This window comes from Rhizobium sp. 01T417, from assembly GCF_056398905.1.
This window is the reverse complement of the sequence record NZ_JBFTQH010000004.1, coordinates 33,896-49,147: the sequence shown is the minus strand read 5'-3', so window position 1 is coordinate 49,147 and position 15,252 is coordinate 33,896. Positions and strand designations below refer to the sequence as shown.

Genomic DNA, 15,252 nt, shown 5'->3' with positions numbered 1-15,252 from the left:
TTATTCCTGTCGGTTTGGTTGATTCACAGCGCGAGAATGATAAAATCGACTGGAATTCTTTGGCATATCGCCGTCTGGATTGATCAATATGACGATGAGTGACAAGGATCGGCAGCTTCTGTCGATTCTCAGCGAAAACGCCCGGATGCCGACCGCCATGCTGGCCCGCAAGCTCGGCCTGTCGCGCACAACAGTGCAGGCCAAGATCGAGCGCCTGGAGCGCGACGGCGTCATAGCAGGCTATGGCGTGCGGCTGTCGGATAACTTCGAGAGCGGTCAGATAAAGGCCCACGTGCTGATCACCCTTGCTGCCAAGGCGCTCGGACGCGTCACCCAAGAGCTGCAGGCAATTGCGGACGTCCGCTCGGTCCATTCGGTCAGCGGTAGCTTCGACATGATCGCAATCGTTGCCGCCGGCTCGATCAGCGAGCTCGATTCCGCCATCGACAAGATCGGTGATATCGACGGCGTCGAGAAAACCCTCTCTTCGATCATCCTGTCGACGCGCATCAACCGCTAAAGGGCAGCTGCATCTCGCGGTCAGCCTGGATTGCCGGAAGCACTAGACGCGGTAGGTGACGGCCGCCCCGGTGAGACCAGCACCGGCTGCTGCAAGAAGAAGGGTTTCACCCTCTCTGAGGGGCCGGGCGGCTGCATCCAGCGACAAGGTGAGCGGAATCGTCGCGGCGGAAGAGTTTCCGAACCGGTCCAGCGAGCAGACGGTCCGTTCGGGCCCGATCCCGAGATTGGTTGCAACTGCCTGAAATATCCGGACATTGGCCTGGTGCGGTACAAATCGGGTGATCGCTGCAGCTTCCACGCCAGCCATGTCGAGCGTCCGCTGCGAGGCGGTGCTCATCATCTCGACCGCCCGGGAAAACACCTCACGTCCGTCTCGCATCGTCATCAGATAGTCCGTGGCGGCGCGCCCCGGCGCGAAGGGCTTGTTGCTGCCGCCGGCGGCAATCGAGATCAGGTCATAGTTGCTGCCCTCGGAGCAGAGTTCAGTGCCGAGAATTCCGACGGAAGGATCGCTGGAGGGCGTCAGCACGACTGCGCCCGCCGCGTCAGCAAACAATACGCAACTGGCTCGCTCGGCCGGATTGATGCGGCGACTGAGAATATTGGCGGCAACGACAAGAACCGGCGTCCCCTGGGTGCGAACGAATGCGTCTGCGAGTGTCAGGGCATAAAGAAAACCGGAGCAGGCGCCGGCCAGGTCGATCGCGCCACAGTGATCAAGTCCAAGCCTGTGTGCCACGAGTGGCGCCGTCGGGGGCAGCAGCTGATCCGGCGTGGAGGTTGCCAGGAGCATCAGGCCGACCTCGGATCGATCGATCCCGGCATTGTCGAGGGCCATGGCTCCGGCTTCGGTGGCAAGCCCGCTGAGGGTGTCGCCCTCTTCTGCCCAGTATCGGGTGCGGATCCCGGTGCGACGCTCGATCCAACCGGTTTCTAGCCCGAGGGATTGCTCGATTTCGGCGTTTTCGACACAGCGACCCGGAACAGCGTGCCCAAAGCCTGCGATGCGCGCGGAGCGGACCTTCATCATGCTGCCGTTCCGATCAGTTCGTCTGCTGCCTCGTCGATGGCGTCATAAAGGCGATCGATTTCGGTTTCCGACACGCAATAAGGTGGCATGAGGTAGATGACGTTTCCAAGTGGGCGGATGAGCAGGTGGCGGTCGCGAAAGAAGCCGCGCAAGCGCGGTCCGATGTCGGCTAAATATCCTTCCGAGCCGACCGCCATGTCCAGCGCCGCAATGGTGCCGGTCTGGCGGACGTTCATGAAGCGCCGATCATTGGCAAAGCGTCGCAGCGCCTTCTCCTGCAGGGCAGCGAGGCGATCTATGCGCGCCTGAACCGGCTCGTTCGCCCAGATCTCCAGGTTGGCGACCGCTGCCGCGCATGCAATCGGGTTGGCAGTGTAGGAGCTCGAATGGAAGAAGGTCTTGCGGCGGTCGGTGGAAACATGCGCGTCAAAGATCTCGCTTGTACAAAGTGTGGCAGCGAGCGGCATGGCGCCCCCGGTCAGTCCTTTTGATGTGCAGAGGATATCCGGACAAATACCTGCCTGATCGCAGGCAAACAGGGTGCCTGTCCTGCCCCAGCCGGTCATCACTTCGTCTGCAATGAAAAGCACATCGTGGGAGCGGGCGATCTCCCTGAGCTTGCCGAGCAAGGATGGCTCGAACATCTTCATGCCACCGGCGCCAAGTACCAGTGGCTCAATCAACAAAGCCGCGACCTGGCCGGAGCAACAAAGCAGGTGAAAGGCATCAAGCGTCTGTTGCGCCGAACCGGGCTCCGGAAAGGCAAGTCGATCGACGCCGAACAGCAGGGGCTCGTAGGCGGCATTGAAAACGCCCCTTTCGCCGACGGACATCGTTCCGATCGTATCGCCATGATAACCGTGCTCCATGACGACGATCCGATCGCGGCGCCTGCCGGTGTTGTGGAAGAAGCCAAGCGCCATCTTCAACGCAACCTCGACCGCCGTCGACCCGCTGTCCGAATAGAAGACGTGCTCAAGCCCGGCCGGACTTACCTTGATCAGACCACGGGCGAGTTCTTCGGCAGGGGCATGCGTGTATTCGGCGAAGATGACCTGGTCATAACTGTCGGTCGCACGGCGGATCGCCTCCATGATCGTCGGATGCCGATGCCCGTGGGTGATGACCCACCATGAGGAGATCGCATCAAGAATGCGACTGCCGGCTTCGTCGATCAGATAGGCGCCTTCCGTCGCTATGACCTTTTTCATCGGCGGCTCGAGGCCGTGCTGTGTGAATGGATGCCATACAGGGGAGCGCGTCATGACTTTGAACTCCGAAAGACCGACACGTCGAAGCCGCGATGAAAGGCTGCCATCAGGCCGTCGTGGGTAAGCGGGCTGGTCGGCTCCAGCCGTCCCAATTCGCGAGAACCACTCATGTGGATGATGATCCTCTGGGTTTCGGCGTTTTCCTTGCCCATAAAGGCAATGCCGAAGATGGGCACACATCGGCGCTGCAGCGCTTCTACGGATAGCAGCGTATGGTTGATGGTACCGAGCGAGGTTCTGGCGCACAGGATGACGGGTGCCTGCCAGCGAGCGAAGATATCGGCAAACAGGATTCCAGATGTCAGTGGAACGAGAACGCCACCAGCGCCCTCAATGACAAGCGGATGCGGGAGCGCCGGCAGTTCAAGCGCGCCGGGTTCGATCGTCACGTGATCAAGCGCTGCTGCGTGGTGGGGGGATGCTGGTGTCTTTAGCCGGTAGGCCTCGGGGAGAATCCGTTCCGCCGGAACGTTGCCCAGTCGGGCGACCGTTTCTGCGTCGGTCTCCTCGTCCAGTCCCGCTTGGACAGGTTTCCAGTAATGCCCTTTGAGTGCGCAGGTTAATGCGGCGGCGAAAACAGTCTTGCCGATGCCGGTGTCAGTGCCGGTGACGACGAAGCGCGACGTCATTGCTGCTCCTTTCGCATGACAATGGCCAGCCTCTCGAACAGCCGCGAAATTGTCTCCGGTTCGACGTTGAGGGTGATGGAGATGCGCAAACGCGCCGTGCCCTCTGCCACGGTTGGTGGGCGGATGGGTCTGACGTCGAAACCCTCGGTCCGCAAGCCTTCGGCGATCCGAACCGCGCGACGATTGTCGCCGACAACAATGGGGAGGATCTGTGAGCCGCTGGATCGCATCCCGATCGTCCTTTCCATGTCGCGATTGGCAAGAGAGACAAGTCCGGCGAGCTTGTCGCGTCGCTCCGGTTCATCGTCGAGGATCCTCAATGCCTCCCGAACTGTCGCAGCCATCAGCGGGGATGGTGCCGTTGAATAGATGAAGTTCCGGGCGCGATTGACGAGGAAATCGCAGAGGACTGCCGGTGCAAGGACAAGCGCGCCCGACGCACCAAGCGCCTTGCCGCATGTGTGCAGCGTTATGCAGTTTTCTGGATGCCCCAGCCCCTCCGCCAGGCCGCGTCCTCCCTTTCCGAAGACCCCCGTCGCATGTGCCTCATCGATGACGAGGAAACCATCATGGAGCCTCGCAAGTTCGGCCAGCTCGCGAAGTGGCGCGCGATCCCCGTCCATCGAGTAGAGACTTTCGACAGCGATCCAGGGTCGGCCGGTGCCGCCGGCTCCCCGCCATGATCGGATGGCGTCGGCGACGGCGTTGACATCGTTGTGTGCGGTCGCGATCGATGGCGCCCGGCTGGCAGAAATCCCTTCATGAGCGCTGGCATGGATGAGCGCATCATGAAGGATGATGTCCTGGCGCTGTGGCAAGGTTGAGAACAACGCCACATTGGCAGCATAACCGTTGGCGAAGTAGAGCGCCCGTGCTGCCCCGAAATACGCGGCAGCCTCCCGTTCCAGCGCGTCATGCTCCGGATGATTGCCGCGTAGCAGGCGCGAACCCCCGGCCCCAACTGCCACGCCGCGGTCCAATGCAGACCGAAGCGCATCTCCTAGCCGCTGCGATTGCGCAAGACCAAGGTAGTCGTTCGAGGCGAAATCCGCGCCGCAAGCGGCGACAAGGCTGCGGCTCCTTCCCTTGCGATCAAGGCCAGCGAGCTTGCGCTCATAGACTGCAAGGCCCCCGGCACTCATTCTACCCGTTCCAGCTGTTCGGCTTTCAACCCCAGGCGGCGAAAGAGAGCCGCGTCATGATCCTCACCGGGATTGTCCGCTGTCAGGAGGGTTTCACCCACAAAAATGGAATTGGCGCCCGCAAAGAAACAGAGCGCCTGCATCTCGTCCGACATATCCGTTCGTCCCGCAGACAGGCGAACGTGGGAAGAGGGCATCAGGATTCGTGCCAGTGCAACCGTCCGAACGAACTCGATTGGATCGATCGGCTTTGCATTGGCGAGCTTTGAACCCGGGATCGGGATCAGCATATTGATCGGAACGCTCTCTGGCGGTGCCGGAAGATTGGCAAGCGTGACGAGCATCGAGATCCGATCTTCTGCCGTCTCGCCCATTCCGAGAATGCCGCCGGCGCAGACCTTGATGCCGGCCTGGCGGACATTGGCAAGGGTATCAAGGCGATCTGCGAAGGTCCGGCTTGTGATGATCTCGCTATAGAAGCGCTCCGAGGTATCGATGTTGTGATTGTAATAGTCGAGGCCGGCATCCGCGAGCCTTGCCGATTGCTGCGGCGTCAGCATGCCGAGCGTCATGCAGGTCTCCATTCCGAGCTCCCGCACACCCTCGACCATCGCGACGATCGAATCCATGTCCCGGTCCTTGGGGCTGCGCCAGGCGGCGCCCATGCAATAGCGCGTTGCACCCCCTTCCCTCGCCTTTCGCGCTTCGGAAAGTACGCGGTCGACCTCCATGAGTTTTGAGGCCTTGAGGCCGGTCGGATAATGGGCCGACTGGCTGCAATAGCCGCAGTCTTCGGCGCATCCGCCGGTCTTGACGGACAGGAGGCGGCTCATCTGTACGGCATTGGGATCAAAATTGGCTCGATGGATGCCGTGGGCGCGAAAGAGAAGGTCGCTGAAAGGCAAATTATAGATAAAAGTGGCGTCCGATGCGGTTAGTTGCCCCCTGTTGCCGCTCTCCGCGGTTGGACAGTCTGTATGTGGCTGCATTTGACTAAAACCTTTGCGCTGCGGGATGTCGAGTCGTAGATAGAAATCAAAATTATCTATAATAATTTCCCGCGACATTAGGCAAGTGCGTTTTTCAGTTTGTTCGCCTGAGGAAGATTGGCGATCCGACTCAGGCGCTCCAGTGTCGGCTAGCGCCTGATCGGCTGACAGGCTTCGCGTTTTCGATGCCACTCTCACAAATCAGGCTGCATTCCAGCGCGCAACAGGGATTGCGCTCGCTCGGCCGATGCGCGTCGCTATTGCCCGAGTTCGGAGCGCAGGCCACCGCTGAGCAGGCCACCGCTGAGCAGGAAATGCGCGTGGAGCAAGTGGGAACGGAGGCTAGCCGACGATTGCAAATCGTTCGCGAGCGGCATGCTGCATTCGCCGCGACGGGCCGCCGATCCATTGCACATGCCGCTCCAGCGCGGTCACGGCATTCTCGACCTTGCCGGCGCGAAGGAATGCGAGAATGCTGCGGTGGTCCGTATCGATTCGCGGTTCCCAGTCGGTGAGCCAGGTGGCGAACAAGAATCGAGCGCTCGCCGCATGCAGGTCGTCAATGGCAGAAAGCAGACGCGGCATTTCGCAGGGTTCGAGGATGAGTTTGTGAAACCTGCGATTGGCCTCTTCCCAGGTGCGAACGTCGCGCGCATTGTCACCGTCGATCGTTGCCTGTTCGGCCTGGTCGAGACGCGAAGGCGTCAGGTGCTCTGCCGAGTGGCGCAGTGCAAGGCCCTCAAGGGCGGCGCGCATCTTCGCGACCTCCTGCACCTCCTTTAGATCGAAGGAGGCAACACGAACGCCGCGGCGCGGTTCGCTGACGGCAAGGCCTTGCGCCTCCAAACGGCGCAGGGCCTCGCGCACGGGAACGTGCGAGGATCCGAATTCCTCGGCTATATGGTCCTGCTTCAGTTTCGAGCCGGGCGGCAAGGCGCCCGTCACGATGCGCTCCGCGAGCGCGCGACTTATGCGGCCGGCTATCGTGTCGTCGTTATGAATAGTCATATTTTAGAGATAGTTCCTGCGCTCGATGCTGTCGAGGTGCGTATCACCGACGGCTGTGGATTTGTAGGTTGGTCCTGCAGCGGTTCCTGGCGGTTTTGACGCCATGCGGCAATGGTTGCAAAGTTCGGGCACGAAGATCGGCAATGCCGGGCCCCGATTGTTTGTCCATTCGACACCAAGGTGGGGTCATCGCTGCAGAAGTTGTCGGGCCATGAAGCGGGACAATCTCTTATTCGTCCAACGCCATCTGGCAATGATTGTGTTGGATGGAGGGAGGCGCGGGACGGCCGAAGGGCTCCTTGTCGGATCTCTGTATCACGGTTGGGCTTTGTCGCCAGAATCCGTTGCGCACACGCGTTGAAGGCTTCCTCGTCGTTGGCGGCAACAGCCGCCGGCGCAAGATGTGCGGCCTTTGCCTGTAGTCGGGGGGGCCACGCTCCGTCGGCGGGCCGTGCCGGGCGGCGATAACATTTCGCCCTGAAAATAAAGACTTGGGCACGCCAGATGGCGCGCTCGTGCGTATGATGGCGGCTTCAACGTTGTGTTTGCGGGGATTTTCTTGCCGATGAGCGGCGCGGGCCTGCGTCATCTGAAACGTGGCGACATGGCGGGCTGACCTTGTGGTCATGTCGGCACTGTGATTTGCGCGTGGTTGGTGTTGCACCTGCTGTCGCTTGTGTGCGGGCGTCGCACTTGGCGGCTGCGCGGGCCAGGCGTGATGGCGGCGGCGTTACCACAGGGCTTCGGGCGCCAGGCAAGCATGAGGGGGCTTTTCGGGAAGAGCCGAGGTGGTGAGCGACAATGCGGTCGGCGTCTTCGGTGACGGTGGTTGGTGCATGCAGGATTATTGAGCCTTGTCGCAGGGCTTGGCTCGGACATGAAGGGATCAACTACTGGACTTGCCAAGTCTCTCGGCGCTGCCTGCCTGTCTCGCGGTCGCATTGGCCGGAAGTCCGTCGGGGGGGGGCATCAGGAGGTGCCCTGACCCTCGGTTGCTGCCAGCCTTCTAAGGTCCCGGTTCAAGCGGAGTTCCCCGCGGGGAACAAAGGGCCAGATGGCTTGTGCCGCTATCCACCGGCGCGAGGGGAAATATTAGTCTGAAAGGAATCGTTGGGCTTCGTCGCAGGTCTTGGCTCGGACATGAAGGGATTTGCGAATGGACTTGCCAAGGCGCTGGGAGCTGCCTGCCTGGATCGCGCTCGCATTGGCCAGGAAGACCGGCGGGGTGCAGCATGAAGCGATACCCTGACCATCGGTTGCTGCCAGCCTCGCAAGGTGCCGATCAAGGGGAGTTCCCCGCGGGGAACAATGGGTGAGATGACTTGTCGTGCCGCTATCCACCGGCGCGAGGGAAAGTATCAGTTCGAAAGGAATCGTTGGGCGTCGTCGTAAGGCTTGACCCGAACATGAAGGGGTTTTCGACCGGAGTTGCCAAGTCTCTCGGCGCTGCCTGTCTGTCTTGCGCTCGCATTGGCCGGAAGATCGTCAGGAAGCAGCGTCAGGAGGGGCCCTGACCATTGGGTTGCTGCCAGGCTCGCAGGGTCCCGACCCTGCGGAGTTCCCCGCGGGGAACGGTGGGGTCAGATCATTTGTCGTGCCGCTGATCCACCGGCATGAGATGCAGAATCAGTTCAAAATCACCGCGGCATGTTTGGTGTGCCTTGATGACAATTCCCGGATGATCGGGCGATTGTTGTTGACAAAGCACGGTCTTGTCCGAGATTCTATGGGCAGGTTTCAGGATTTGCGCCGCTCGCAGGAAGCGGCGCAAGGACATATTCTGGATGCCGCAGCCGTCATTGAGGCAATTTCAGCAGCATCTTTCGCCTTCGGCTTCCCGCCCTGCAAATAGCACATAGCGGAACGAAACAGCTCGGTGGCTGCCGTAAGCGAAAATATGTGCGGTTGATCAATGATTTAGCGGCGGCGCAACGACTGTGTCAGCAGACGCTGCGGAAGCGATCGACGCAGGTGGAGAGCACCTTTTCCCCCGGTCGTTTCCACCAGTTCGCTGCCGAAAAGATTTCGACTTCCTGCGCTCCATGATAACCGGCAGCCTCGATGGAGCGTCGGATCCCCTTGAGATCGATCACGCCGTCTCCCATCATGCCGCGGTCCAGCAACAGGTCCGTTGTCGGAACCAGCCAGTCGCAGATGTGGTGTGCCAGGATCCGGCCCGACGCCCCGGCTCGGGTGATTTGCTGCTCGAGTTTCGGGTCCCACCAGACGTGATAAACGTCGATGGCCACACCGACGCCGTTGCCGAGTAGGTCACAAATATCGAGCGCCTGCTCAAGTGTGTTCACGCAGGCGCGGTCGGCGGCATACATCGGATGCAGCGGTTCGATCGCAAGTGGTATGCCGGATGCGCGTGCGTGCGGAAGGATCGCGCCGATCCCGTCTGCGACCATATCGCGCGCGTGGGCGATATCCCTGGACCCCGCAGGCAGGCCGCCGACGACGAGAACGAGGCAATCGGCGTTGAGAGCAGCTGCCTCATCGATCGCCCTCTTGTTGTCGTCGATTGCTGCAGCTCGCCCCGCAGCATCCGCGGCGGGGAACATGCCCCCGCGGCAAAGCCCGGTCACCTGCAGTTGGTTGTCGGCGACGATCCGGGCAGCTTCCGACAAGCCGATCGCATGCACCTGATCACGCCAGGGAGCGATTGCAACAATATCCTGCTTGAGGCAGGCCTCGACCGCCTGCTTCATGTCGTACTGCTCTCGCACCGTCGCGAGGTTGATGGAAAGGCCATTGACTGCCATTTTTGATATTCCTCCCTCACCTCGCGATGCGAAGTGCATGCCGTGATTTTCAGATGCCTGCAGTCGCCAGGATCGTCTTCATCCGGCTGACCGCGAGATCCGGATCCCGCAGGACGCGGGCCTCGTCGGCAAGCCGGAACAGTTCCGCCAGATGCACCATCGAGCGCGTGCTTTGCTGGCCACCCAGCATCTGGAAGTGATTCTGGAAACCATTGAGATAGGCCAGGAAGACAACGCCCGTCTTGTAGAACCGCGTCGGTGCCTTGAAGATATGCCGTGAAAGCGGCACGGTCGGCGCCAGGATCTCGTGGAAACCGGCGAGATCGTCTGCGCCAAGCTTCTGCAGGGCAGCGCTGGCCGCAGGCGCGATGGCATCAAAAATGCCGAGCAGGGCGTGTGAGTATCCTTTCTCGTCGCCGGCGATAAGCTCCGCGTAGTTGAAGTCATCGCCGGTATACATCTTGACCGCCGGATCAAGCTTTCGACGCATGACGATCTCTTTCTCCGCGGAGAGGAGGGAGATCTTCACGCCGTCCACCTTGGTTGCGTGGTCATTGATGATGGCGACGGCCGTTTCCATGGCCTGCATATCATCACGCGAACCCCAATAGCCGGCGAGCGCAGGATCAAACATATCGCCAAGCCAATGGATGATCACCGGCTGCCGGACCTGCCGCAAGATGCGATCATAGACACGCACGTAATCCTCGGGGCTCTTGGCGGCGGCCGCAAGCGCGCGGCTTGCCATGAGGATGATCCGGCCGCCCTGCTCTTCGATGTAGGCGACCTGCTCCTCATAAGCGTGGATGACATCATCGATGCTAACGCCAGGACCTGCTGGCAGATGGTCGGTGCCGGCGCCATAGGCGATGAGGGCATCCGGGCGCCTGCGCGCTGCCGACTGGACATTGGCGATGAGTTCCTTGGCGCCAGCCCAGTCGAGCCCCATGCCGCGTTGGGCGGTGTCCATCGCCTCGGCAACGCCGAGGCCGAGGTCCCAAAGATACTCGCGGAATGCAACGGTGCGTTCCCAGTCGATATTGCGGTCGAGCCATGGATCGTTGTCCGCCAGTGGATCGACGACCACATGAGCGGCCGCGTAGGCGACACGGTTGAAGGCATGGCCGCCGGCCGGGCGTTCCGGCGCGGCAAGCGGTGCGTTGGCGATGGCATAATCCTCCAGCGTGCCGCCGGAGACGGGAAGACGAAGTGACTTTGCCATGGCCGTCAGGCAACCTTGCGGACTGATGTATCGGCGAGCGAGGGAACATCCACCCAGCGGCGTTCCTTCCAGCTCTGGTGCGCCAGTTCCGCAAGCTGAACACCCTTGGCGCCCTCGCGCAGCGTGAACCTCCACGGCGCGTCTTCGACGACATAGCGCAGGTAGTCTTCCCACTGCGCCTTGAAGCCGTTGTCGAAAACCTGGGTTTCCGGAACCTCGTCCCATGTCCTGTAGAAGTCGATCGTCTGCGGCTGATCGGGATTCCAGACAGGCTTCGGTGTGTTGACCCGATGCTGCGTCCAGCATTTGGTCAGACCGCAGACGGCCGAACCATGTGTTCCGTCGACCTGGAAGGTCACGAGGTCGTCACGACGCACGCGAACCGCCCAGGAGGAGTTGATATGGGCGACGATGCCGCCCTCGAGTTCAAAAGTCGAATAGGCTGCGTCGTCGGCATCTGCCCTGTAGGTCTTGCCGGTCTCGTCGACGCGGCTCGGGATATGAGTGGACGCGTAGCAGCTGACGGCCTTGACCTCGCCAAAGAGGTTGTCCAGCACGTAGCGCCAGTGCGGCAGCATGTCGAGGATCATGCCGCCACCATCGGCCGCGCGATAATTCCAGGATGGACGCTGAGCCTTCACGCCCCAGTCACCCTCGAATACCCAGTAGCCGAACTCGCCGCGTACCGAGAGTATCTTGCCGAAGAAGCCGCTGTCCTTGAGCAGGGCGATCTTGCGCAGTCCCGGCAGGTAGAGCTTGTCCTGCACGACACCATTTTTGACGCCGCGCTGTTCGGCAAGCGTCGCAACGGAAAGCGCCTCCTGGAGCGTCTCCGAGATCGGCTTTTCGCAATAGACATGCTTGCCGGCCTCGATTGCCTTTTTCAACAGCGAGACGCGCATTTGCGTCGAGCCTGCGTCAAAGAAGATCCTGTTGTTCGGATCCGCAAGGGCGCTGTCGAGATCAGTGGTCGTGCGCGTCAGGCCGTGCTTGCGGGCAATGGCCTCGATCTTGTCGGCGTTGCGTCCGACGAGGATCGGATCGGGCATCAGGCGGTCGCCGTTGGAAAGCTCAAGGCCCCCCTGCTCGCGGATTGCGAGAATGGACCGCACCAGATGCTGGTTATAGCCCATGCGGCCGGTGATCCCATGCATGATAATGCCAAGCGAAATCGTCGCCATCTGCGTCTTCCTCCCATAAATAACTATTTAGTTACATAAGTGCCATGTGCTCCCCATGCTGTCAACCCGGCCCGTTGCTGGCGACCAGAAAACGGCGCAGGCGCCAGCGCCCGCAAAGTCCCTGAAGCTCGGTCTTGCTCGTTGCAACGCCTGCGCACAATCACGCGGAGGGTCCGACCGCCGGGATGCAATCTGCTGGATATAAATGACGGAACCGCTTATGCGGTAAGCAAGGTGATGTTTAGAACGCTCGCAAGTCAGGCCAATGAAGGCAATTTCAGGCACCAATCTCGAACAGGCAAAATCGCACAACCGACGCGTCGTGATCGAAGCGGTTCGGACGAATGGACCGTTGTCGCGGGCGGCCCTCTCCCGGTTGACGGCGCTCAGCACGCAGACGGTATCGAACATTGTCGAAGAACTCGAACGGTCCGAGTTGCTGAAGGCCGAAGCCCCGAAAAAGGCGGCGCGTGGACAGCCGATCACGCCCTACTCGATCAATCCGGACGGTGCCTACTCCATTGGCCTGGAGCTGGAGCGGGATCGTGCGGTTGGCGTGCTGACCGATCTTTCCGGACGTGTCCGTGCCAGGATCGACAAGCCCGTCGACAGGCCGACGCCGACCGAGGCGATGCCGATCCTCGGCGGTATCGTTGACGAACTGCAACGGAACTTTCGCTTTGATCGCGCCCGCCTGCTGGGTGTCGGCATCGCAATGCCGGGGCGGTATGCGGCCGAAGGTGTGACATCGCTGAGCCCGGTGACGCTTCCCGGCTGGCAGGGCTTCCCGGTGGCCCCGGAACTCGCCCGACTTGTTGGCGTCCCGGTTCTCGTCGAGAACGACGCCACCTCTGCTGCGATCGGCGAGCGGCTCCACGGCGTCGCTCGGGGCTTGAGCAGTTTTGTCTATCTGTTTCTCGGCGGGGGTATAGGGGCCGGCATGTTTCTCGACGGCCATCTCTACAAGGGAAGCCGCAACAATGCTGGCGAAATCGGCCATATGATCGTGGTGCCGGATGGGCTGGCCTGCGTGTGTGGCAAGCGTGGTTGCCTCGACCGCTATGTCTCGCTCGGCGCGGCCTACGAATATCTCGACATCGGCGACCCCAGACAGCACGATCCTGAAACTCTTGCCGCCTTGATCGCGCAAGGGGACAGTCGGATTGATGCCTGGGCAGAGGCTGCCGCGAAGCCCATGCGTCAGACAATCGATGTTCTGGAATTGGCCTTCGACCCGCAGACGATCGTGCTTGGCGGTTCGATGCCCCCGTCACTGCTGCAGTGCCTCGCTCGAAAGCTGGATCCGTTGCATAGCCCGGTCAATCCCGGGGAGGAACGAAACCTGCCGCGCATCATGATCGGTGCGACCGGCAGGGACACGGCGCTTCTGGGCGCCGCGGCACTGCCGATCTTCTCGGAAACGAACCCGCAGTTCGATGTCCTTCAAAAACCTCTGGGCTGACAAGCTCACGGATAGGCGTACAGGACCGGCATCAATCCCGCGACTGCCTTGAAGCGCTCCCAGGACTTGTCCGCGGGCTTCGTCCAGGCGCTCTCGGCAAGTGCCGAGATCCGCGGAAACACCAGGCGGTCAAAGACCGCGCGATCGGTCATCGGCTCCGACCAGATGCAGGCCTGGATGCCACGCAGCTTCTTTTTCTGTTCGTCGCTCCAGCCTTCGACCGGGTCGAAATTGTAGAGCTTCTCCGGCTCCGACCACCCGGCCCAGCTGGCGCCCGGCTCGTCCCAATCGGGGCTGTTTGCCATGTCGAGATAGTAGACCTGCCCAGGGCAGACGACCATTTCGTAGCCCTGACCGGCCAGCGCCGCCGAAACTTCGACACTGCGCCAGCCGCAGAGATAGCTCTTTGCCTTGTCGATGACATTGCCATGCGCTGCCTCTTCCCAGCCGCCGGTGATGCAGCCCTGCTCGGCGAGGAACTTCTGGATCCGGGCGAGGAAAATCGACTGCAGAACCGCGGCTCCCGATCCGTCTATGTCATCGGCGCCGTGAGTATTGGTGATGACGTTGAGCCGCTTGGCATGTGCTTTAGCCACTGCATCTCCGCCAATCTCGCGCAGACGCGCCAAGGCCTCCGGCGAACCCGACCAGGCGCCGAGGGGCACTTCATCGGCGCCGATATGGATCGTCTTGAAGGGAAAGAGCTCGATCAATTCGCGGAAGATCGTCTCCAGAACCTCGTAGGTCTTCTCCCGTGCCGGGTTCAGGCAGTTGTCGGGGAAGCCCTGAACCGAATGGTAGCTCCCGGCTTCTTGCGGGTCGCGAAGTTCCGGGATTGCCTGTTGCATGGCATAGCAATGTCCAGGGACATCGATCTCCGGCACGACCTCGATGCCGAGCTCCTTGGCGTGCGCGACAATCTCGCGTACCGCCGCCTTGGTGTAGTAACCGCCGGTGCGGGCCGCGCCAGAGCCGAGAAGCGGCGGAATGGGAAGGCCATGTCCCCGCCAGGCGCCGACTTCGGTCAGGGCAGGATAGGCGTCGATCTCGATCCGCCAGGCCTCGTCGTCCGAGAGGTGCCAATGGAAGCGGTTGACCTTGTTCCAGGCGAGAATGCTGAGCAGCTTCTTGATTTCAGCCTTGCCGTAGAACTGACGGGCAACATCGAGATGAAGGCCGCGCCATCCCATGGATGGCTCGTCGCGGATCTCGCCTTCGACCGGAAAACGGAAGGCGTGCGGATAAAGGTGCGCACCACGCCAGACCTGGCCAAGCGTGATCAGGCCATAGAGCAGGCCGGTCTGTGTGCCGGCGGAAATGTGTACGATCTCGCTCGAGAAGGACACGCGATAGGCTTCTGGCGCCAGGCCCTCGACGACGTCAAGCATCACGGGCATTCCGCCTTCCGAGGCAGGACGAACGATCCCTTCGACCGCAAAGAGCTGTTCGACGAGGCCGGTAAAGGCAGCTGCCGCCGCAATGGCCGGGGGATTGCCGGCGTTGAGCGCAAAGCCGGTAGGAACCGAGCGCTTGCCGGATACCGACACCACGTCAGGCCACGGGACGATCGCGACAGGCACAGGCGGACTGACCGGCACGGGATAGATTTCTGCGCCACGCTTCAATGGGGCATTGTTGGCAAGCGAGCGGGTCGGCTCGACAGAAAGTGCAAGCGTGCCGCCGTCGGCGAACGCCACATAGGCGCCGGTTGCCCCATCCGTCCAATGCTGGAACGGCCAGCTGAGAGCGGAGATGGTCAGCGTCCAGGTCTTGCCCGCCTCAAGCTCGAAATTCTCGGGCGGAAGAAATTCGGTGAAATTTGATAGCCGGCGGCCGATCGTGCCACCCTCGATGTGAACAGCCGGATCCACCCGTCCCGGACCGCTGATGCAGAGGGTGAAGTTGGCAAGGGAATTCGATGAAAGGTTCTTGAGGTTGAGCGTGTAGGCCTGGTCTCGTTCTTCCGAAGCGGGCAGCCATGAGGTTTCGAGCCGCAGGGCGGGTTGGCGCTGTATCGACATCATCATCTCT

The 15,252-nt window shown here is 61.3% G+C and carries 13 protein-coding genes; 3 read left to right on the top strand and 10 right to left on the bottom strand.

Annotation, left to right across the window (positions count from 1 at the left end; genetic code table 11):
* Nucleotides 1-88 precede the first annotated feature (88 nt).
* A complete protein-coding gene (locus AC1DPR_RS05745) occupies nt 89-520 on the top strand; it encodes an Lrp/AsnC family transcriptional regulator (protein ID WP_018855491.1) in 432 nt (143 codons plus the stop codon).
* Between the two features lie 42 nt (nt 521-562).
* Here AC1DPR_RS05745 and AC1DPR_RS05740 read toward each other — a convergent pair whose 3' ends face one another.
* The 6 genes from AC1DPR_RS05740 to AC1DPR_RS05715 all read right to left on the bottom strand — a co-directional run bounded on the left by AC1DPR_RS05740 (nt 563) and on the right by AC1DPR_RS05715 (nt 6,591).
* The gene (locus AC1DPR_RS05740; RefSeq protein WP_477815850.1) at nt 563-1,552 is read right to left on the bottom strand and encodes a beta-ketoacyl-ACP synthase III; all 990 of its coding nucleotides are present in this window, start codon (nt 1,550-1,552) and stop codon (nt 563-565) included.
* Entirely contained in the window at nt 1,549-2,817 is a 1,269-nt protein-coding gene (locus tag AC1DPR_RS05735) for an adenosylmethionine--8-amino-7-oxononanoate transaminase (protein ID WP_477815849.1), read from the bottom strand. Before AC1DPR_RS05735 ends, AC1DPR_RS05740 begins: the two co-directional genes overlap by 4 nt.
* On the bottom strand, nt 2,814-3,452 hold the full coding sequence (bioD, locus tag AC1DPR_RS05730; protein WP_477815848.1) for a dethiobiotin synthase: 639 nt from the start codon (nt 3,450-3,452) through the stop codon (nt 2,814-2,816). Before bioD ends, AC1DPR_RS05735 begins: the two co-directional genes overlap by 4 nt.
* On the bottom strand, nt 3,449-4,594 hold the full coding sequence (locus AC1DPR_RS05725; protein WP_477815847.1) for an 8-amino-7-oxononanoate synthase: 1,146 nt from the start codon (nt 4,592-4,594) through the stop codon (nt 3,449-3,451). The genes bioD and AC1DPR_RS05725 overlap by 4 nt, the downstream gene beginning before the upstream one ends.
* On the bottom strand, nt 4,591-5,583 hold the full coding sequence (bioB, locus tag AC1DPR_RS05720; RefSeq protein WP_477815846.1) for a biotin synthase BioB: 993 nt from the start codon (nt 5,581-5,583) through the stop codon (nt 4,591-4,593). The genes AC1DPR_RS05725 and bioB overlap by 4 nt, the downstream gene beginning before the upstream one ends.
* 342 nt (nt 5,584-5,925) lie before the next feature.
* Entirely contained in the window at nt 5,926-6,591 is a 666-nt protein-coding gene (locus AC1DPR_RS05715) for a GntR family transcriptional regulator (protein WP_025658367.1), read from the bottom strand.
* A 1,594-nt stretch (nt 6,592-8,185) separates the two neighbouring features.
* On the opposite strand from AC1DPR_RS05715, the gene AC1DPR_RS05710 reads away from it, so the two are divergent.
* Nucleotides 8,186-8,443 carry a hypothetical protein gene (locus AC1DPR_RS05710; protein ID WP_477815845.1) on the top strand — a complete coding sequence of 86 codons (258 nt, stop codon included), beginning with the start codon at nt 8,186-8,188 and terminating at the stop codon, nt 8,441-8,443.
* Nucleotides 8,444-8,531: 88 nt separating this feature from the next.
* Here AC1DPR_RS05710 and AC1DPR_RS05705 read toward each other — a convergent pair whose 3' ends face one another.
* Genes AC1DPR_RS05705 through AC1DPR_RS05695 form a run of 3 tightly spaced genes read right to left on the bottom strand, consistent with a single transcriptional unit; the run spans nt 8,532 to nt 11,759 of the window.
* Nucleotides 8,532-9,356, bottom strand: coding sequence for a sugar phosphate isomerase/epimerase family protein (locus AC1DPR_RS05705; protein ID WP_018855481.1), 825 nt, complete (start codon nt 9,354-9,356; stop codon nt 8,532-8,534).
* 49 nt (nt 9,357-9,405) lie between these two features.
* Nucleotides 9,406-10,578 carry a dihydrodipicolinate synthase family protein gene (locus AC1DPR_RS05700; protein ID WP_477815844.1) on the bottom strand — a complete coding sequence of 391 codons (1,173 nt, stop codon included), beginning with the start codon at nt 10,576-10,578 and terminating at the stop codon, nt 9,406-9,408.
* Nucleotides 10,579-10,583: 5 nt separating this feature from the next.
* Complete coding sequence (locus tag AC1DPR_RS05695) at nt 10,584-11,759, bottom strand: Gfo/Idh/MocA family protein (RefSeq protein WP_477815843.1); 1,176 nt, start codon at nt 11,757-11,759, stop codon at nt 10,584-10,586.
* A gap of 265 nt (nt 11,760-12,024) precedes the next feature.
* On the opposite strand from AC1DPR_RS05695, the gene AC1DPR_RS05690 reads away from it, so the two are divergent.
* Nucleotides 12,025-13,221 (top strand): ROK family transcriptional regulator, encoded by a 1,197-nt coding sequence (locus AC1DPR_RS05690; protein ID WP_477815842.1) that lies wholly within the window; start codon nt 12,025-12,027, stop codon nt 13,219-13,221.
* 5 nt (nt 13,222-13,226) lie between these two features.
* Here the strand turns inward: AC1DPR_RS05690 and AC1DPR_RS05685 are convergent, their stop codons facing one another.
* Nucleotides 13,227-15,248 (bottom strand): beta-N-acetylhexosaminidase, encoded by a 2,022-nt coding sequence (locus AC1DPR_RS05685; protein ID WP_477816020.1) that lies wholly within the window; start codon nt 15,246-15,248, stop codon nt 13,227-13,229.
* Nucleotides 15,249-15,252: the final 4 nt, after the last annotated feature.